This is a genomic window from Desulfovibrio sp. SGI.169 (assembly GCF_050313595.1).
Classification (GTDB): domain Bacteria; phylum Desulfobacterota; class Desulfovibrionia; order Desulfovibrionales; family Desulfovibrionaceae; genus Desulfovibrio.
Genome location: NZ_JBNPLS010000014.1, coordinates 16,974 through 32,682 on the forward strand (window position 1 = coordinate 16,974; position 15,709 = coordinate 32,682).

Here is a 15,709-nt window from a genome sequence, read left to right on the forward strand (position 1 = left end):
GTTGCGGCTGCGCTCCCGCTGCGCGGCCAGCATCATCCTGATGCTGCTTTTATGCGCCTGCGCCCGCCCTGCGGCGCAACAGCCCGCCCCGGAGCCGGTCATCATCCGGCCCGCGCGCTGTGGCCGCCCGGCAACGCCGGAACTGCCCCGGCTCTCCGGCCTCGCGTTGTTGGAGAGCGCACAGGGCTATGCCCTGCTCAAGCGCCGGGACCGCGTCATGCGCGACTATATCGCCGGGCTGGAGGATGCCCTGGACTGCTATGAGGCGCAACTGCCGCCCGGCGAGACGCGGGAAGAGGGAGAATGATGGACGCCGTACTTGATTTTGTCCGCGCGTTCGGCTGGCTCGCCGCCATCCTCGTCAATCTGGTCATCGTCTGGGTTGGCTGGAGCCTGCGCCACAAGTTCGTCACCCGCGAGGATTGCGCCCAGCAACGCGCGGAGCAGGCCAGGGCGCGGGAACGTATGTCCGAATTACTTGCCACCCACGAAGCCGCCATGCGCGAGTTGACGCTCAAGCTCCAGGCTATGCCCGATCATGAGCGTTTGCACGGTATCGAGCTCAAGCTGGCGCGTATCGAGGGCGAACAGGGCAGGCTTGCCGAGGCATTGCACGGCATGCGCGCCATCCTTGAACGAGTCGAAAACCAGACGACGCTGCTGATGCGCGACCGGATGGGAGAATGAGCAATGAACACGCACGACCTTATCACCCGTAACCGGCGTCTCGCCATCTTGCGTTTTCTGGCGGCCGAGCCGGACTATTCGATGAACACCAGCGTTTTGCAGACGGCCCTGCGCCACATCGGCCACGGCGTCCCGCGCGACACGGTGGAAGCCGATGCCGCATGGCTGGCGGAACAGGGGCTTGCCACAGTGGAGCATCTGGACATCCCGGTGACGGTCCTGCGCATCACGCCGCGCGGCGCGGACGTGGCCAGCGGCGTTGCCGCACATCCGGGCGTCGATCGTCCGCTGCCCCGCTAGGTGTCGTCATGGGCCGCGCTTCCAAAATTCGCCGCCTGCCGGAAGCCCTGCGCGAGCAACTGCATGCCATGCTGGACGCCGGGCACACGCTCGACGAGATCACCGAACACCTCAAGGCCCTGGGCGCGGATGTGTCGCGCTCCGGCCTCGGCCGCTACAAGCAGCGGGTGGACAAGGTGGCCGCGCGTCTGCGGGAATCGCGCAACATGGCCGAGGCCATCATGGAGCGCATGGGCGCCGAGGCCGCCACGGGCAAGAGCGGCGACGCGCTCATCCAGATGCTGACCACCCTTACCACGGATTACATGCTGCGCCGCCTGGATGACCCGGAGGCTGTACCGGAGGTGGAGGAACTGCGCGGCCTTGCCCGTGCCGTCAAGGAGCGCGCCCAGGCCGCCCGCGCCACCCAGGACTACATGACCAGAGTGCGGGAGGACGCGCGGCGCGAAGAGGAACGCCGCATGCGCGAGGCTGTGGAACAGGCCGCCGGACAGGCCGGAGATGCCGGGGACATGAGCGCCGCCGAGGTCTTTGAGCGCATCCGGGCTGTATATAGGGGAGAAGCGTAATGCCGCGCCCCATCCTCTACCCCTACCAGCGGCGCTGGCTGGACGATCCGGCGCGCTTCAAGATCGGCATGTTTTCGCGCCAGAGCGGCAAGACCTATACGACCACCCTGGAGATCGCCGAGGACATTATCCGGGCCGAGTTGGAAAAGCGCCGGGTGCGCTGGGTCATCCTCTCCCGCGGCGAACGTCAGGCCAGGGAGGCGATGGACGAGGGGCTGAAAGTTCATCTGCGCGCCTTCGGCGCGGCCTTTGACGCCTTTGAGACCGATTTCCGCCTTTCGGACGCCACAAGCTGCAAAAGCCTGGAAGTGACCATGAAGCACGGCTCGCGCGTCACGGCGCTCCCGGCCAATGCCGACACGGCGCGCGGCTTTTCGGCCAACGTCTTTCTGGACGAGTTCGCCTTCCATCAGGATTCCCGCAAAATCTGGGCCGCGCTCTTCCCGGTCATCTCCCGGCCCGGCCTGCGCCTGCGCGTGGTCTCCACGCCCAACGGCAAGAACAACAAGTTCTATGACCTGATGACCGGCAAGGATGACGTCTGGTCCCGGCATACGGTGGACATTTATCAGGCCGTCGCCGACGGCCTTCCGCGGGACATCGACGAATTGCGCGAAGGCTGCGGAGACCCGGACGCCTGGGCGCAGGAATACGAGTTGCAGTGGCGGGATGAGGCCAGCGCCTGGCTGCCGTATGAGCTGATCACGGCCTGCGAGCATGACCGCGCCGGGCAGCCGGACGCCTATACGGGCGGCCCGGCATATGTGGGCGTGGACATCGGCCGCCGCCATGACCTGTTTGTGATCTGGGTGCTGGAAGCCCTGGGCGACGTGCTCTGGACGCGCGAGGTCATCGCCCGCAGGGGCGTCACCTTTGCCGAGCAGGCCGCCCTGCTGGACGAGGCGCTTGCCCGCTACCGCGTCCTGCGCGTCTGCATGGATCAGACCGGCATGGGCGAGATGCCCGTGGAGGAGGCGCGGCGCAAACACGGCACAAGCCGCGTGGAGGGCGTGCTGTTTACCGCCGCCCACAAGCTGGCGCTGGCCACGGTGGGCAAGCAGGCGTTCGAGGATCGCCGCCTGCGCATCCCCCTGGGCGATACGGCCCTGCGCGCCGACCTGCACAAGCTGCAAAAGGTTTCCGGCCCCACGGGCAGCCCTCGCTTTGTGGCGGATTCCGATTCCGGCGGTCATGCCGACCGCGCCTGGGCCTGCTTCCTGGCTGTGAGCGCGGCCACGTCTCCGGCTGCCGTCATGCCCGACCACGCCACCCCGCGCAGCTTGGGCATGACCGAGGGGGCGCACGGAACAGGCGCGCGTTTCCGCGATCCCGACATGGGCTACATGCCCCTCAGCCCCTCCTCTTTTGACGGCACGTTTCGGAGGCTCTGATGCCGGACGACATCCTGCATAATCCCAATACCATTCCCGCAAAGGCCGACTTCGCCGTCCATGCCGACGGCTCCCTGGATCTCGCCACTTTCGTGGGCGAGATCCTGCCCAGCACTGACCCGGTTCTTGTCTCCCTTGGCGGCTCCCTCAAGGAGTATCAGAAGCTCCGCCGCGACGACCAGGTGGCGGCCCTCATGCAGCAGCGGCAGGACAAGCTGGTGGAGGCGGAATGGGAAGTGGTTCCCGGCGGCGAGGACCGGCGGGACATCGAGGCGGCGGACTGGTTGCGGCAATGCCTGAACGGCCTGCAATTCGACCAGGTCTGCCGCAAGATGCACGGCGCCATCCTTTACGGCTACGGCGTGGCGGAATGTCTCTGGGCGCGGGACGGCGCCCGCGTCATCCTGGCGGACATCCGGGTGCGCGCCCCGTGGCGTTTCGGCTTCGGCAAGGACGGCCTGCTCAAACTTAAGGTGCGGACGGAATACCGCCCCATGCCGCCGCGCAAGTTTTGGCTCACCGCCTGGGGCGCGGAAGATGACGACAGCCCCTACGGCACAGGGCTGGGGCATATGCTCTGGTGGCCGGTCTTCCTCAAGCGCAACGGCGCGCGTTTCTGGGCCGCCTATCTGGACCGCTTCGGCGTGCCCACCACCAAGGCAACGTATGAACAGGGCGAATCGGACGCCGAGAACGAAAAACGCAAGCGCGCCGCGCTGGAGGCCGCCCTGGCGCTGCGCAGCGAGGGCGCGGTGGCCATGCCCCAGGGCTTTGACATCGCCCTGGTGGAGAGCACCAGCAAGGGCAGCGGCGACTTCAAGGATTTTCTCTCCTACTGGGATGACGCCATCGCCAAGGTCATCCTTTCCCAGCCCGGCACCTCGCGCATCGGCCAGTACAGCGGCACGGCGGAAGTCCACAGCGGCATCTCGGCCAGCGTGGTCAAGGCCGATGCCGACCTGCTCTGCCAGAGCTTCAATGCCGGGCCTGCAACCTGGCTGACCGAGTGGAATTTCCCCGGCGCAAAGCCCCCGCAGGTCTGGCGCAAGGTGGAGGACAACGAAAGGCTCAAGGCCCAGGCCGAGCTGGACAAGGGCATCGCCGATCTGGGCCTGGAACTGACGGATGATGAAGTCCAGCGCCGCTATGGCGACGCCTGGCAGCGGCGCAGTGTCGCTTCCTTCCAGCCGGGGCAGCCAGGCGCGGACTTTGCGGAACGTGTCGAGCCGCCCGCGGCGAACGACGGGCAGTACAGCGACATGCTGGCGCGGCAGGCGGAAGCCCTGACCGATGCGCCGCAAAGCGCCATGATCGACGCCATTCGGGAGGAACTGGACAAAACCATCGCCCAGGGCGGGAGCCTGGCGGACTTTGCCGAGCGCGTGCTGGCGCTGAATATTCCCGGCGGCCCCAGGGAGCTTGACGGCCTCGCCGACATTGTTTCCGGCGCGCTGCTCGCGGCGCATCTCGCCGGCCGCGCCGGAGAATAGCCATGCCCGAAGCGCAGGTCACGGCAACGAACACGCCCTTCCGGGAGGCCATTGACCACTTCCGGCGCAAGGTGCGCGTGCCGGTCACGACCTACCGCGATCTTGCCGGAGAGTGCCACGCCAAGGCGTTCATGGTGGCCGGCGCCAACAACGACGCGTTGCTGGCCGACCTCCACAAAACCATCCTCGGCTACATGGAGAGCGGCAGGTCTGCCCGGGACTTCCGGGCGGATTTCGAGCGCATCGTCAAGGCCCACGGCTGGCAATACAGGGGCGAACCGGGCTGGCGCAGCCGGGTCATCATCAATACCAACCTGCGCACCAGCTACATGGCGGGCCACTGGGAAAATCTGGTGGCCGAGCGCGAGGCGCGGCCCTGGCTCATGTACCAGCAGGTGCAGGACGCGAAGAAACGGCCGGAGCATTCCCAGTGGCACGGCCTCATCCTGCCCATCGACCACGAGTTCTGGAAAACGCACTACCCGCCCAACGGCTGGGGCTGCCGTTGCACGGTGGTGGGCGTGAGCGCGGGCCAGATGCGCCGCAACGGCTGGAAAGAGGCCACGGATGTGCCGACCTCTCCCGGCGACATCCCGGAGGAGTGGGCCTACAATGTGGGCATGGCCTCGCGCGTCTCCACGGGGCCGGAAAACGCGGAATGGGAACCGCTCATCCAAAGCCGCACGTATGAGACCTATGGCCGCCCGGAAGCCGTGCCGCTGGACAAGCCAAGGGCCGCGCCGGGGCAGGCGGCGGAAGGCCGCGCCGCCGTGCGGGCCGCTGTGGAAAAAATGCTCGGTGGCCAGGCCGGAATTTTCACCGGGCCGGACGCCCTCACGGTGGGCATCACGGCCCAGAGCCTCGGCAACCACCTCAAGCCTGACCGCGCCCCGCTGGTGCCCCTCATCCCGGAGATCATCGAAGACCCCTTTGAGATCTGGCTCATGCCCTACCGGGACAAGCGCACGGGCCGCGTGGAACTGCGGCGCCATTACATCAAGGCGTTCTCGCTCGGCAAAGGCTTGTATAGCTGGTTCGTGGCCGAGTTCTGCAAAGGGGAGCTTGTCGACGTGACGGCCATCGCCAGCAGTCGCAGCCGTGAGGAGCAGAAGCGGCGCGCGGGCATCCTCGTCTGGGGCCGGAAATAAAACCGCCCCGGTTTGAGCCGGGGCGGAGTTCCCCTTTGGGGGGATTCAGAGCTGATACACAGCCTTGAAAAAAAGATAACGAATTTTTGAAAAATATCAAGGGCCATGCGCGCCAGGCCGCGCGGGCATCCTGGTCTGGGGCCGGAAATAAAACCGCCCCGGTGTGAGCCGGGGCGGAGTTCCCCCTGCGGGGGGGGATTCATGAGCTGATACACAGCCTTGAAAACAGAATAGCGGTTTTTGGAAAAACGTCAAATGCCGGGGACGGCCTACGCCTGGCCTCCGCTATCGCTTTCCGGCGGGTCGGCGATAAGGCTTTCCAGCCCCTGACGAGCCAGACCGAGGATGGCGTTCATGCCCGCCCAGCCTTCCACGCTGTAGCCGTTTTCGCCCGTGCAGGCCGGTGTGGCCAGACGTGTGCCGTAGTTCCCGGCGGTCTCCTCCAGAAAGCGGAGTATTGTGGCGATGGAGGCAATGTTGTCCACGGGGTGTTCCTCCGGGGCGATGAGGGGGTTATTGCTCACTGTGTCCAGCCTGTCGGCGGCATCGGTGACGGGATAGCTCGGCGCGTCACGCATGGCATGCCTCCTTCATGGCCGGGGTGTCGATGCCCAGGCGCCGCCCGTGGGCGAACAGGTCGCTCACGCGCTGGTGGGCGATGTCAAGAAGGCGGGCAATGTCGCGGTTGGTCAGGCCCAAACGGCGATAGCGGAGCGCGCGCTCCAGAAGGCGCAGCCGGTCCGCCCGCGCGGCAAGGCGCCGCCCCTCGCGCAGGCCGTCGAGGTAGGAAGCCCTGAGCCGGCCCTCAAGCGCCGCGGGAGGCTCGGCATGCGGCTGCTGTTCCCGCAGGGCCGCCTCCATGCGGTTGAAGGCTTCGATATAGCGCAACTTCCAGAGCACGGCCGCCTTGCCCGTCATGCCCATGACCAGTAGCGAGAGGGCATCGCGGGAGAGAAGGTAGGCTTTTTCTTGCCGGATGCCTCCATTTGGGCCCGGAACATCGTTGGATGTCAGCCCAAAATTGGGCTCACAAAATGATTTCGGCAGGATAGACCGCAAACGGTCGATCTCGCGCAGGATGTGGCTGTGCCGCCGCTGGAAGTGCCGGGCCACCTCGGTGGAGAGCACGGCGGGCGCTGCGCCCAGGGTGTGGAAACGGATGTCGGGAGCGGAGGACGTGGAAAGCTGGGACATGGGACACCTCGTAGGGTTTGTTATTGGCCCCCGCCACAATGGCGAGGGCCGGGAGCTAACAACCGCTACGAGACGGCGGGCATATTCCCGGTTGCCCGGTATTGTATTAGCCCACTCCCGGCTGATGCGCGGGACGTGTCCCCAGAGGGGAAAATGAAAAGGCGCCGCGACTCGCGGAATGGCGAAAGAGCGGCGTCCGCTCGTAGGGAGTTGTTAAGCTCCGTGGGCAAACTCTAGAGGATTATTGCACGGAGCGCAATACTATTTCGCTCGTTGCAATGGCCGGAAATAAAACCGCCCCGGAACTAGCCGGGGCGGAGTTCCCCCTGCGGGGGGGATTCTGAGCTGATACACAGCCTTGAAAAGAGAATAGCGGTTTTTTGGAAAACGTCAAATGCCGGAGACGGCCTACGCCCGGCGTCCGCTACCGCTTTCCGGCGGGTCGGCGATAAGGCTTTCCAGCCCCTGGCGCGCATGGGCGAGGACAAGGCTCATGCCCGCCCAGCCTTCCACGCTGTAGCCGTTTTCGCCCGTGCAGGCCGGCGTGGCCAGACGCGTGCCGTAGTTCCCGGCGGTCTCCTCCAGAAAGCGCAGCAGTGTGGCGGCATGGCTTATGCCATCTTCCACGCCATCAGGCATTTCCGTGACGGGGCGCGTCTGTTCCTCACGCATGGCATGCCTCCTTCATGGCCGGGGTGTCGATGCCCAGGCGCCGCCCGTGGGCGAACAGGTCGCTCACGCGCTGGTGGGCGATGTCAAGAAGGCGGGCAATGTCGCGGTTGGTCAGGCCCAAACGGCGATAGCGGAGCGCGCGCTCCAGAAGGCGCAGCCGGTCCGCCCGCGCGGCAAGGCGCCGCCCCTCGCGCAGGCCGTCGAGGTAGGAAGCCCTGAGCCGCCCCTCAAGCGCCGCGGGAGGCTCGGCATGCGGCCGCTGTTCCCGCAGGGCCGCCTCCATGGCGTTGAACGCCTCGATGTAGCGCAGCTTCCACATGACGGCCGCCTTGCCCGTCATGCCCATGACGAGGAGCGAGAGGGCATCGCGGGTGAGGAGGAAGGCGCGGACAGAGCGGCCCGTACTGTCCTGATATTCACTCAGCCCAAAATTGGGCGCAGTAAATGATTTCGGCAGGATAGACCGCAAACGGTCGATTTCGCGCAGGATGTGGGTATGCCGTTTCTGGAAGTGCCGGGCCACTTCGGTGGAGAGCACGGCGGGCGCGGCGCCCAGGGTGTGGAACCGAATGTCGGGAGCGGAGGGCATGGAAAGCTGGGACATGGGACACCTCACAGGTTGTTTATTGGCCCCCGCCACAATGGCGAGGGCCGGGAGCTAAACACCGCTGTGAGACGGCGGGCGTATTCCCGGTTGCCCGGTATTGTATTAGCCCACTCCCGGCTGATGCGCGGGACGTGCCCCCAGAGGGGAAAATGAAAAAGCGCCGCGACTCGCGGAAAGGCGAAAGAGCGGCGTCCGCTCACAGGGAGTGTTTAAGCTCCGTGAACGAACTCTAGAGGATTATTGCACGGAGTGCAATACTATTTCGCTCGTTGCAATGGCCGGAAATAAAACCGCCCCGGAACCTGCCGGGGCGGAGTCCCTCCTGGGGGAGGGTTCTGAGCTGATACACAGCCTTGAAAAGAGCATAAGCATTTTTGGAAAAACGTCAAACTTCGCTCCTGCGGGCGTTTTCTCCGTCTGTCCCTGCCCACGGTCGCCCTTGGAGTGTTTCAGTGTTTTTAAACAATTTTAAACGGGTTCTCGCATGTCTCTTGACGCGCTCCCATACACCCCGTACCCTGCCTTTCACAGCCCCGCCCTCCGCGGGGCTTTTTTCACGTCCGTAAAAAGAAGTTTCTCTCCGCCCCTGGCATCCTGACCTTCCAAGGAGGTCAGCATGCCCAAGGCTCCATCCCCCATCCACATTTTCCGGCCGGGCCGTCACACGGCCATGCAGGGCCGCGCGCTGGAGTTTTCCGCGGCGGATCTGGCAGCCACGGCGGCGGCCTATGATCCGGCGCTGCACGAGGCGCCCCTGGTCATCGGCCACCCGGCGGCCAACGCCCCGGCCTTCGGCTGGGTCGCCGGCCTGAGGGCCGACGCCGACGGGCTGTTTGCCACGCCGCGCCAGCTTGAACCCGCCTTTGCCGAGGATGTCCGCGCCGGACGGTACAAAAAAGTCTCGGCCTCGTTCTACGCGCCGGATTCGCCCCACAATCCGAAACCCGGCGTCTTTTATCTGCGCCATGTGGGCTTTCTGGGCGCGCAACCGCCCGCGGTCAAGGGGCTTGCGCCTGTCCGGTTCGCCGAGGGCGATGACGAGGCGGGCTGCGTGACCGTGGAATTTTCCGAAAGCCCCGGCCTGCTCCGCCGCCTGGCGGACGCTTTTCGGGGCTTGCGCGAATACATCGTGGAAAAGGACGGCGCGGAAACCGCCGACCGGGTGCTGCCCGCCTGGACGGTGAGCGGGCTTCAGGAAGATGCCGCTCAGGCGGCCGCGAGCGCCGCGGAAATTCCCGCCTTCGCCGAACCCCCTGCAAAAAAGGAGATCCCCATGCCCGAAAATCCCGCAACCACCACGGCCACGGCGGCCACTCCGGCCGCCCCGGAGATGGCTGTGGCTTTCGCCGAAGCCCGCCAAAAGGCGGACGAACTTGCCGCCCAGGTGGCGGCGCTCCAGGCCGACGCCCGGCTGACCCGCGCCCGCGCGCTGGTGGAACAGCAGGTGGCCGCGGGCCGCCTCACCCCGGCGCAGACGCGGGGGCTCGCCGAGTTCATGGCGAGCCTCGACGATGGACTCACTTTCGAGTTCGCCGAGACGGACGGAAAGACCGCCGGCGTGACCCCGCTGGCCTTCATGACCGCGTTCCTCCAGCGCCTGCCCAAACAGGTGGAGTTTGCCGAGGTCAGCCGCGACACGCATGACCAGGTGGACGGCCTCACGCCCCGCCAGGCGGCGCAGGCGGCCCTGGACTACCAGGAGGAGGCCCGGCGCGCGGGCCGCACCATCAGCATCACCGACGCGCTGGACGCCGTGCGCGCGGGCAGGAAGGAGGGCAAGTGATGGCCACCACCCGTCTGTTCAAGACCTGGGATGTGGAGGGCGATCTCGCGCCGTACCGCATCGTCACCTTTGCCGACACGGCCTGGTTTGTGGCCCAGGCGTCCGACCCCGGCGAAACGCTCATCGGCACCACTGACGAGCTTGGGCGCCAGTCCAACGGCCGGGCGGACATCGCCATGTCCGCACAGCCGGAAGTGGAAGCCGGGGGCGCCGTGGCTTTCGGCGATGCTCTCACGAGCGACGCCCAGGGCCGGGCCGTCAAGGCCACGGCCACCGGCCAGCACATCATCGGCTTTGCGCTCATGGCGGCCCAGGCCGCCGGCGATATCATCGACTACATCTACGCCCCCGGCCTGTTCGCCGCGGTGGTCGAGGAAGAGGAGGCGGCCACGCCGCCCTCGCAGGGAGGAAACAGCTAATGTCCACCACGCCTTTTGTCACCCAGCCGGAACTGACGGCAATCGCCATCGCCTACATGCAGCAGCCGGCGGACTATATCGCCGATCTGGTCATGCCGCGCGTCAAGGCCGTGGGCAAGCGCGAGTTCAAGTATCAGGAATACGGGCTGGAAAGCTATTCCCGGCCCGATACCCGCGTGGGCCGCAAGGGTGTGCCCAACGAGGTGAACTGGGCCTCCAGTGAAAAAACGGCGGCCATCGAGGATTACGGTCTGGAAGACCCCATCCCGCAGGACGACATCGATCAGGGCGCCAGGGACGGCCGCAACGTCACCGGCGAGAGCACGGAATACATCATGGGGCTCCTGCGCCTGGACCGGGAATGTCGCGTGGCCTCCATCGTCCAGGACGCGGGCAACTATGCCTCGGCCAACGTCAAGACCCTCACCGCGGGACAGGGCGTGGACAATGATAATACCGACGCCGAAAGCCTGATCTTCGATCTGCTGGAAACGCCCATCGTGCGGCCCAATGTGGCCGTCATGTCCCGTCTGGTCTGGAGCAAGCTCTCGCGCAACGCCAAGCTGGTCAAGGCCATCAAGGGCAGCCTCGGCAGCGCCAAGGTCACGCCGGAGGAGTTCACGGCCCATTTCGAGCTTGCGGCCCTGCATATCGGCCCGGCGCGCGTCTCCCGCACGCCCAAGGGCCGCGCGCCCAGCCTGGAGCGCGTCTGGGGGCCGACCATCGCCTTCCACTACCGCGATCTGGCGGCCACGGAACAGCGCGGCGTCACCTGGGGCGTCACCGTGCCCTACGGCACGCCCGTGGCCGGCGCCACTCCGGACGGCAATATCGGCCTGCGCGGCGGCGTGCGCGTGCGCGCGGGCGAGAGCCTGAAGGAACTGGTGCTGGCCAAGGATGCCGGTTGTCTGCTGCGCAACGTCATTGCGGTGTAGCGATCATGTACGCGACGTTTGAGGACGTTTCCGCTCGCTACGGGCAGGAACTCTACATCTGGGCCGGGCGCACGGAAGAAGGCGAGGTCGATGCGGCCCCGGTGCTGCGCGCGCTGGAGGAGGCGTCGAGCGAGATCGACGTGACGCTCTCGGCCCGCTACGCCGTGCCTTTTGTGCCCGCGCCGCCGGTCCTGCGGCGCATCTGCGTGGACCTTGCCGTGGCGGCGCTGCCGCGCAACAACGCTTCCGAGTCATCGCTCTATGAGCGGCGGGGCAAGGAGGCGCGGGCGCTGCTCCAGGCCATCGGCGAAGGCCAGGTGAGCCTGGGCGCGGACGCTGTGCCGGCCCCGGCGCAGAAGGCGGCCGCGGGCATCGGCTACAGCTTCCCGGCCTCGGACTTCCGCCGCAAGCTGGAGGAGTTATGAACCGGCCGCGCAGGATGGGCGGCAAGCCGCGCAGCGGAGCGCAGCAAGCGCCGCGCCGCTTGCAAGCGAGAGCGAGTGTCGCGCAGGGACGCGCGACCGAGCTTCTCCTGAAAGGAGAATTGTAATGTCCGGCGCTACCCTGACCCTGCGCTATGAGGACGCGGACCTGCAACGCCTGGCAAAACGGCTCCAGCGCGCGCTCGCCAAAGCGGATTTCAAACCGCTCCTGCGACTCATCGCCGGGGGCCTGCGTGAAAGCGCCATCCTGCGTTTCCACCAGGGCAAGGCCCCGGACGGCAGCCACTGGAAAAAATCGCGCCGGGCGCTCGAAACGGGCGGGCAGACGCTCATCCTTGAGGGGCACCTGCGCGATTCCCTGGCGGCCCGCGTCAACGCCAAAAGCCTGGAAGTGGGCACCAACAAGGAATACGGCGGCATCCACCAGTTCGGCGGCATCATCCGGCCAAGGAACCGGCGGGCGCTCAATGTGCCGGGCATCGGGCCGCGCGCCTCCGTGACCATTCCCGCGCGTCCGTACCTCGGCATCAGCGCCGATGACGAGGCCGAGATCAAGGACATCACCGAAGCCTGGCTCCGTAAGCTGGTGAACCTGTGAACCGCCGCACAGGATGTGCGGCAGCCGCGCAGCGGAGCGCAGCAAAAGCCGCGCCTTTTGCAAGCGACAGCGAGTGTCGCGCAGGGACGCGCGACCGAGCGTTATGCGCGAAAGAAGAGGAGATAAAGGATATGACCGAAGCCTGGCTCCGCAAGCTGGTGGACCTGTGAACCCCGTCGATCTGCGCCGGGCCATCGTGGCCGACCTGGCCGCGAAGCTCCCCGCCGTCACGGTGGCGGGGCTTGGCGGCAGACTGGACGAGGCGGAACTCGCGCGCCTTGCCGTGCGCTCCCCCTCCGTCCATGTGGCGCTCATGGGCGTGGACGGCCTTGCGAGCAAGGGCGGCGCGCCGCTGGCCACGTTTTCGCTGGCGGCCATCATCGTCTGCGGCACGGGCCGCAAGGGCGAGCCGGCCGAGGAGGGCGCGCTGGCCATCGTGGGCGCCGTGCTGGAAGCCCTGGAGGGCAACCGCTTCGGCTGCGATGTCGATGCGCCCGCCAGCGTCCGGGCGGAAAACCTCTATTCCGGCAATCTGGACGCCGGGCACACCGCCCTCTGGGCCGTCACCTGGAACCAGGGCGTGGACGTGAGCAACAACATCAGGAGGCCGGAACTGGACGACTTTTTGCGCTGCTATGCGCGCGAGACGCCGGACGGCGCCATCACCCAAAAAATCAACCTGCCCGGCCCGGAAAAGCCGGCAACGGAGACTGTATGAACACCGCATTCATCAAACCCGCCCGCCCCGGCGCGCTGTTGCGCGATCCGGCCACGGGCGAGGTCATCCCGCCGGAAGGCGCGGCCATCGTCATGGGAGCGCACCGGGCCTACTGGCTGCGGCGCGTGAAAGACGGCGACGCCGAGATGACCGCCGAAAAGCCGAGAGATATGGCGGGAACAAAGCAGGCCCGGCCCGCCCCCGCCGCACAGGAGTAAATCATGGCAGTTTCCTTCAATCAGATTCCTTCCGATGTGCGCGTTCCGCTCTGCTATGTGGAGTTCGACAATTCCGGCGCGCTCATGGCCACGCCGGTCATGGAGTGGCGCGTCCTTCTGCTGGGCGCGGCGGAGCCGGACTGTGACGGCCCACTGATGGTTCCCACCCTCATCACGTCCGCCGACCAGGCGGCGCGCCTCTGGGGCCGGGGTTCCATGATCGCCTCCATGTTCCGTTACGCCAAACGTCAGGGCGGCATCCTTGAGACCTGGGGCCTTGCCGTGCCCGACCCGGATGCGGCCGTTGCCGCCACGGGCGAGGTGACGCTTTCCGGCGCCTGCTCCCAGGCCGGACTCATCAGCCTCTATATCGGGGGCGAGCGTGTGCGTGTGGTGGCCCAGCCCGGCGAGGCGCTCGCCACGCTGGCCGGACGGCTGGCCGCCGCCATCAACGCCGACGGCGAGTTGCCCGTCAAGGCCCAGGCGCAGACCGACAAGGCCGGGAGCATCCTGCTCACCTGCCGCTGGAAGGGCGCCACCGGCAATGATGTTGACCTGCGCGTCAACTATGCCAGCGACGATGCGCTGCCCAAGGGGCTGCATGTGGCCTGCACGGCCATGAGCAACGGCGCTGGCGCGCCGGAAATGGACGGCATCATCGCCGCCCTGGGCGATACCTGGTGGAAGGCTATGGCCTGCCCGTGGCTCGCCAAGAGCGAGCGCGACGTGCTGGAGGAATGGCTGGATACGCAGTTCGGCCCCCTGCGCCAGCAGGAGTGCCAGGTGTTCGGGGCGTTCCGCGGCACCCTGGCCGAAGCCTCGGCCTTCGGCAACGCGGGCAACTCTGAACTCGTCTCTGTCATGGCCCTGGGCGCCTCGCCCAGCAATCCCTGGGACATGGCGGCGGCCTATGCCCTGACCGCGGCAACGAGCCTTGCCGACGATCCCGCCCGCCCGCTCCAGACGCTGGAACTGACGGGCATCAGGGCGCCGGCCCGTGAAGACCGCTGGAACATGGAAGAGCGCAATATCCTGCTCTTTGACGGCATGGCCACCTATATGGTGGCCAGCGACGACACTGTGCAGATCGAGCGCGAAGTCACCATGTACCAGAAAAACTCCTGGGGTATGGCCGATCCGAGCTATCTGGACGTGCAGACCCCGGCCACCCTGGGCTACTGGCGCTATGCCGTGCGCAGCCGCATCATGCAGAAGTTCCCGCGCTGCAAGCTGGCCGATGACGGCACACGCTACGGCGCCGGGCAGGCCGTGGTGACGCCCTCGGTCATCCGCGCCGAGCTTGTGGCCCTCCATGCGGAGCTGGAGGAGAAGGGGCTGCTGGAAAACGCCGAGGCGTTCAAGGCAGACCTGGTGGTGGAGCGCAACAAGGATGACCGCAACCGTCTGGACGTGGTGGCCACGCCGGATCTGGTCAACCAGTTCCGCATCTTCGCCATGCAGACCCGGTTCGTGCTGTAGGAAGGAGGAACCATGCAACTCACAGGCAAAGCCATCATCCGCGTGGACGGCAAGGAATGGCGCTGCGAGGACGGCGCCAGTCTGGACGTGGGCGGCGTCAAGCGCGAGGCCAAGGCGGGCGGCGGCAAGGTCCACGGGTACACGGAAGAAACCTCGGCTCCGGAACTGGAGTGCAAGGTTTTCCATGCGAAGGATACGGATCTGACCGCCTTCAACACCATTACCGACGCCACCGTGCTGTTCGAGACAGACACGGGCGACCGCTATGTGCTGCGCAACGCCTTTGTGCTGGAGCCCGGCAAGCTGGAAGCCAAGGACGGCACGGTGGACGTCAAGTTTTCCGGCATGAGCTGCGAACGGCTGTAAAGCGAACTGCCTTTGAAAAAGGCATTCGCTTCCGGCGGCCGCGAGAGCGGGCGCCCGCGCCGAATGAGCCTGAAAACCGCGTTTTTCAGGCGAAATGATGGCGGCGCCGCTTTTGAAATTGCAAATTTCAAAAGCAAATACGCTGATTAGGAGGAAGCGATGAACAGGACGGAAATCACCGATGCCCGCATCATGGAGGGCGCCGCTGTGATCGAGGCCGGGCGCGTCATCGTGCCGCTTGCCGACGGGCTGACCCTGGGCAAGGTGACATATACCCGCGCCATTTTGCGTCAGTTGACCGCCGGGGACATCCTGGAAGCGCAGGAGGAGGCCGAACGGCTGGTCTATGCCAAAGACGGCACGCTCTCCCTGGTCATGAGCCCGGCGCGCATGGGCCGCGAGGCCCTGCGCCGCCAGGTGGCCCGGCTGGAGGGCGAAAGCGGCGAAACCTTTGACGGCCCGCTGGCCGTTGAGGAACTGGGGCGCTGCACCGGGCGCGATCTGGCGGCCCTCCAGACGGGCGTGGAACTGCTGGATTCGGCGGCCGCCCGCAACGCGGAGGCGTTGCAGGCGCGGGGGCGATCTGCTGCGGGCCGGGGAAACGACGCTCCTGCTGGCGACCACGGCGGCCCGCAAGACGGGGATGCCGTTTAGGGATGCCCTGGCCCTGCCCGTGCCCCGCCTGCTGACCC

Annotated in this window: 21 protein-coding genes; 17 read left to right on the top strand and 4 right to left on the bottom strand. The window is 66.5% G+C overall.

The window, feature by feature from the left end; genetic code table 11:
* The first annotated feature begins 40 nt into the window (after positions 1–40).
* The 7 genes from ACQRA4_RS08540 to ACQRA4_RS08570 are packed head-to-tail and all read left to right on the top strand — an operon-like array spanning position 41 to position 5,585.
* Positions 41–307 carry a hypothetical protein gene (locus ACQRA4_RS08540; RefSeq protein ID WP_427822654.1) on the top strand — a complete coding sequence of 89 codons (267 nt, stop codon included), beginning with the start codon at positions 41–43 and terminating at the stop codon, positions 305–307.
* The gene (locus ACQRA4_RS08545; RefSeq protein ID WP_427822655.1) at positions 304–687 is read left to right on the top strand and encodes a hypothetical protein; all 384 of its coding nucleotides are present in this window, start codon (positions 304–306) and stop codon (positions 685–687) included. Before ACQRA4_RS08540 ends, ACQRA4_RS08545 begins: the two co-directional genes overlap by 4 nt.
* 3 nt (positions 688–690) lie before the next feature.
* Complete coding sequence (locus ACQRA4_RS08550) at positions 691–987, top strand: ArsR family transcriptional regulator (protein WP_427822656.1); 297 nt, start codon at positions 691–693, stop codon at positions 985–987.
* Between the two features lie 8 nt (positions 988–995).
* On the top strand, positions 996–1,556 hold the full coding sequence (locus tag ACQRA4_RS08555) for a phage protein Gp27 family protein (RefSeq protein WP_427822657.1): 561 nt from the start codon (positions 996–998) through the stop codon (positions 1,554–1,556).
* Positions 1,556–2,947: a terminase large subunit domain-containing protein gene (locus ACQRA4_RS08560; RefSeq protein ID WP_427822658.1), complete on the top strand. Its 1,392-nt coding sequence runs from the start codon at positions 1,556–1,558 to the stop codon at positions 2,945–2,947. The genes ACQRA4_RS08555 and ACQRA4_RS08560 overlap by 1 nt, the downstream gene beginning before the upstream one ends.
* Complete coding sequence (locus ACQRA4_RS08565; protein WP_427822659.1) at positions 2,947–4,437, top strand: phage portal protein family protein; 1,491 nt, start codon at positions 2,947–2,949, stop codon at positions 4,435–4,437. The genes ACQRA4_RS08560 and ACQRA4_RS08565 overlap by 1 nt, the downstream gene beginning before the upstream one ends.
* 2 nt (positions 4,438–4,439) lie before the next feature.
* Positions 4,440–5,585, top strand: a complete 1,146-nt coding sequence (locus ACQRA4_RS08570) for a PBECR2 nuclease fold domain-containing protein (RefSeq protein WP_427822660.1) — start codon at positions 4,440–4,442, stop codon at positions 5,583–5,585.
* A gap of 269 nt (positions 5,586–5,854) precedes the next feature.
* Here the strand turns inward: ACQRA4_RS08570 and ACQRA4_RS08575 are convergent, their stop codons facing one another.
* The 4 genes from ACQRA4_RS08575 to ACQRA4_RS08590 form a co-directional block, all read right to left on the bottom strand.
* A complete protein-coding gene (locus tag ACQRA4_RS08575) occupies positions 5,855–6,163 on the bottom strand; it encodes a hypothetical protein (protein ID WP_427822661.1) in 309 nt (102 codons plus the stop codon).
* Entirely contained in the window at positions 6,156–6,779 is a 624-nt protein-coding gene (locus ACQRA4_RS08580) for a Rha family transcriptional regulator (protein WP_427822662.1), read from the bottom strand. Before ACQRA4_RS08580 ends, ACQRA4_RS08575 begins: the two co-directional genes overlap by 8 nt.
* A gap of 408 nt (positions 6,780–7,187) precedes the next feature.
* Entirely contained in the window at positions 7,188–7,451 is a 264-nt protein-coding gene (locus ACQRA4_RS08585) for a hypothetical protein (RefSeq protein WP_427822663.1), read from the bottom strand.
* Positions 7,444–8,055 carry a Rha family transcriptional regulator gene (locus ACQRA4_RS08590; RefSeq protein ID WP_427822664.1) on the bottom strand — a complete coding sequence of 204 codons (612 nt, stop codon included), beginning with the start codon at positions 8,053–8,055 and terminating at the stop codon, positions 7,444–7,446. Before ACQRA4_RS08590 ends, ACQRA4_RS08585 begins: the two co-directional genes overlap by 8 nt.
* Positions 8,056–8,674: 619 nt before the next feature.
* Here ACQRA4_RS08590 and ACQRA4_RS08595 point away from each other — a divergent pair.
* From ACQRA4_RS08595 to ACQRA4_RS08640, 10 genes are all read left to right on the top strand, one after another.
* Positions 8,675–9,841, top strand: a complete 1,167-nt coding sequence (locus ACQRA4_RS08595) for a phage protease (RefSeq protein ID WP_427822665.1) — start codon at positions 8,675–8,677, stop codon at positions 9,839–9,841.
* Positions 9,841–10,260, top strand: coding sequence for a DUF2190 family protein (locus ACQRA4_RS08600; protein ID WP_427822666.1), 420 nt, complete (start codon positions 9,841–9,843; stop codon positions 10,258–10,260). The genes ACQRA4_RS08595 and ACQRA4_RS08600 overlap by 1 nt, the downstream gene beginning before the upstream one ends.
* The gene (locus tag ACQRA4_RS08605) at positions 10,260–11,195 is read left to right on the top strand and encodes a hypothetical protein (protein ID WP_427822667.1); all 936 of its coding nucleotides are present in this window, start codon (positions 10,260–10,262) and stop codon (positions 11,193–11,195) included. The genes ACQRA4_RS08600 and ACQRA4_RS08605 overlap by 1 nt, the downstream gene beginning before the upstream one ends.
* A 5-nt stretch (positions 11,196–11,200) precedes the next feature.
* Positions 11,201–11,620 (top strand): phage protein Gp36 family protein, encoded by a 420-nt coding sequence (locus ACQRA4_RS08610; RefSeq protein ID WP_427822668.1) that lies wholly within the window; start codon positions 11,201–11,203, stop codon positions 11,618–11,620.
* A 124-nt stretch (positions 11,621–11,744) separates the two neighbouring features.
* On the top strand, positions 11,745–12,236 hold the full coding sequence (locus ACQRA4_RS08615; RefSeq protein WP_427822669.1) for a phage virion morphogenesis protein: 492 nt from the start codon (positions 11,745–11,747) through the stop codon (positions 12,234–12,236).
* Between the two features lie 166 nt (positions 12,237–12,402).
* A complete protein-coding gene (locus ACQRA4_RS08620) occupies positions 12,403–12,954 on the top strand; it encodes a hypothetical protein (RefSeq protein ID WP_427822670.1) in 552 nt (183 codons plus the stop codon).
* A complete protein-coding gene (locus ACQRA4_RS08625) occupies positions 12,951–13,172 on the top strand; it encodes a DUF2635 domain-containing protein (RefSeq protein WP_427822671.1) in 222 nt (73 codons plus the stop codon). Before ACQRA4_RS08620 ends, ACQRA4_RS08625 begins: the two co-directional genes overlap by 4 nt.
* 3 nt (positions 13,173–13,175) lie before the next feature.
* Complete coding sequence (locus tag ACQRA4_RS08630) at positions 13,176–14,651, top strand: phage tail sheath C-terminal domain-containing protein (protein WP_427822672.1); 1,476 nt, start codon at positions 13,176–13,178, stop codon at positions 14,649–14,651.
* A 12-nt stretch (positions 14,652–14,663) separates the two neighbouring features.
* On the top strand, positions 14,664–15,017 hold the full coding sequence (locus ACQRA4_RS08635; protein WP_427822673.1) for a phage tail tube protein: 354 nt from the start codon (positions 14,664–14,666) through the stop codon (positions 15,015–15,017).
* Between the two features lie 159 nt (positions 15,018–15,176).
* Positions 15,177–15,671 (top strand): hypothetical protein, encoded by a 495-nt coding sequence (locus ACQRA4_RS08640; RefSeq protein WP_427822674.1) that lies wholly within the window; start codon positions 15,177–15,179, stop codon positions 15,669–15,671.
* The last annotated feature ends 38 nt before the right edge of the window (positions 15,672–15,709 follow it).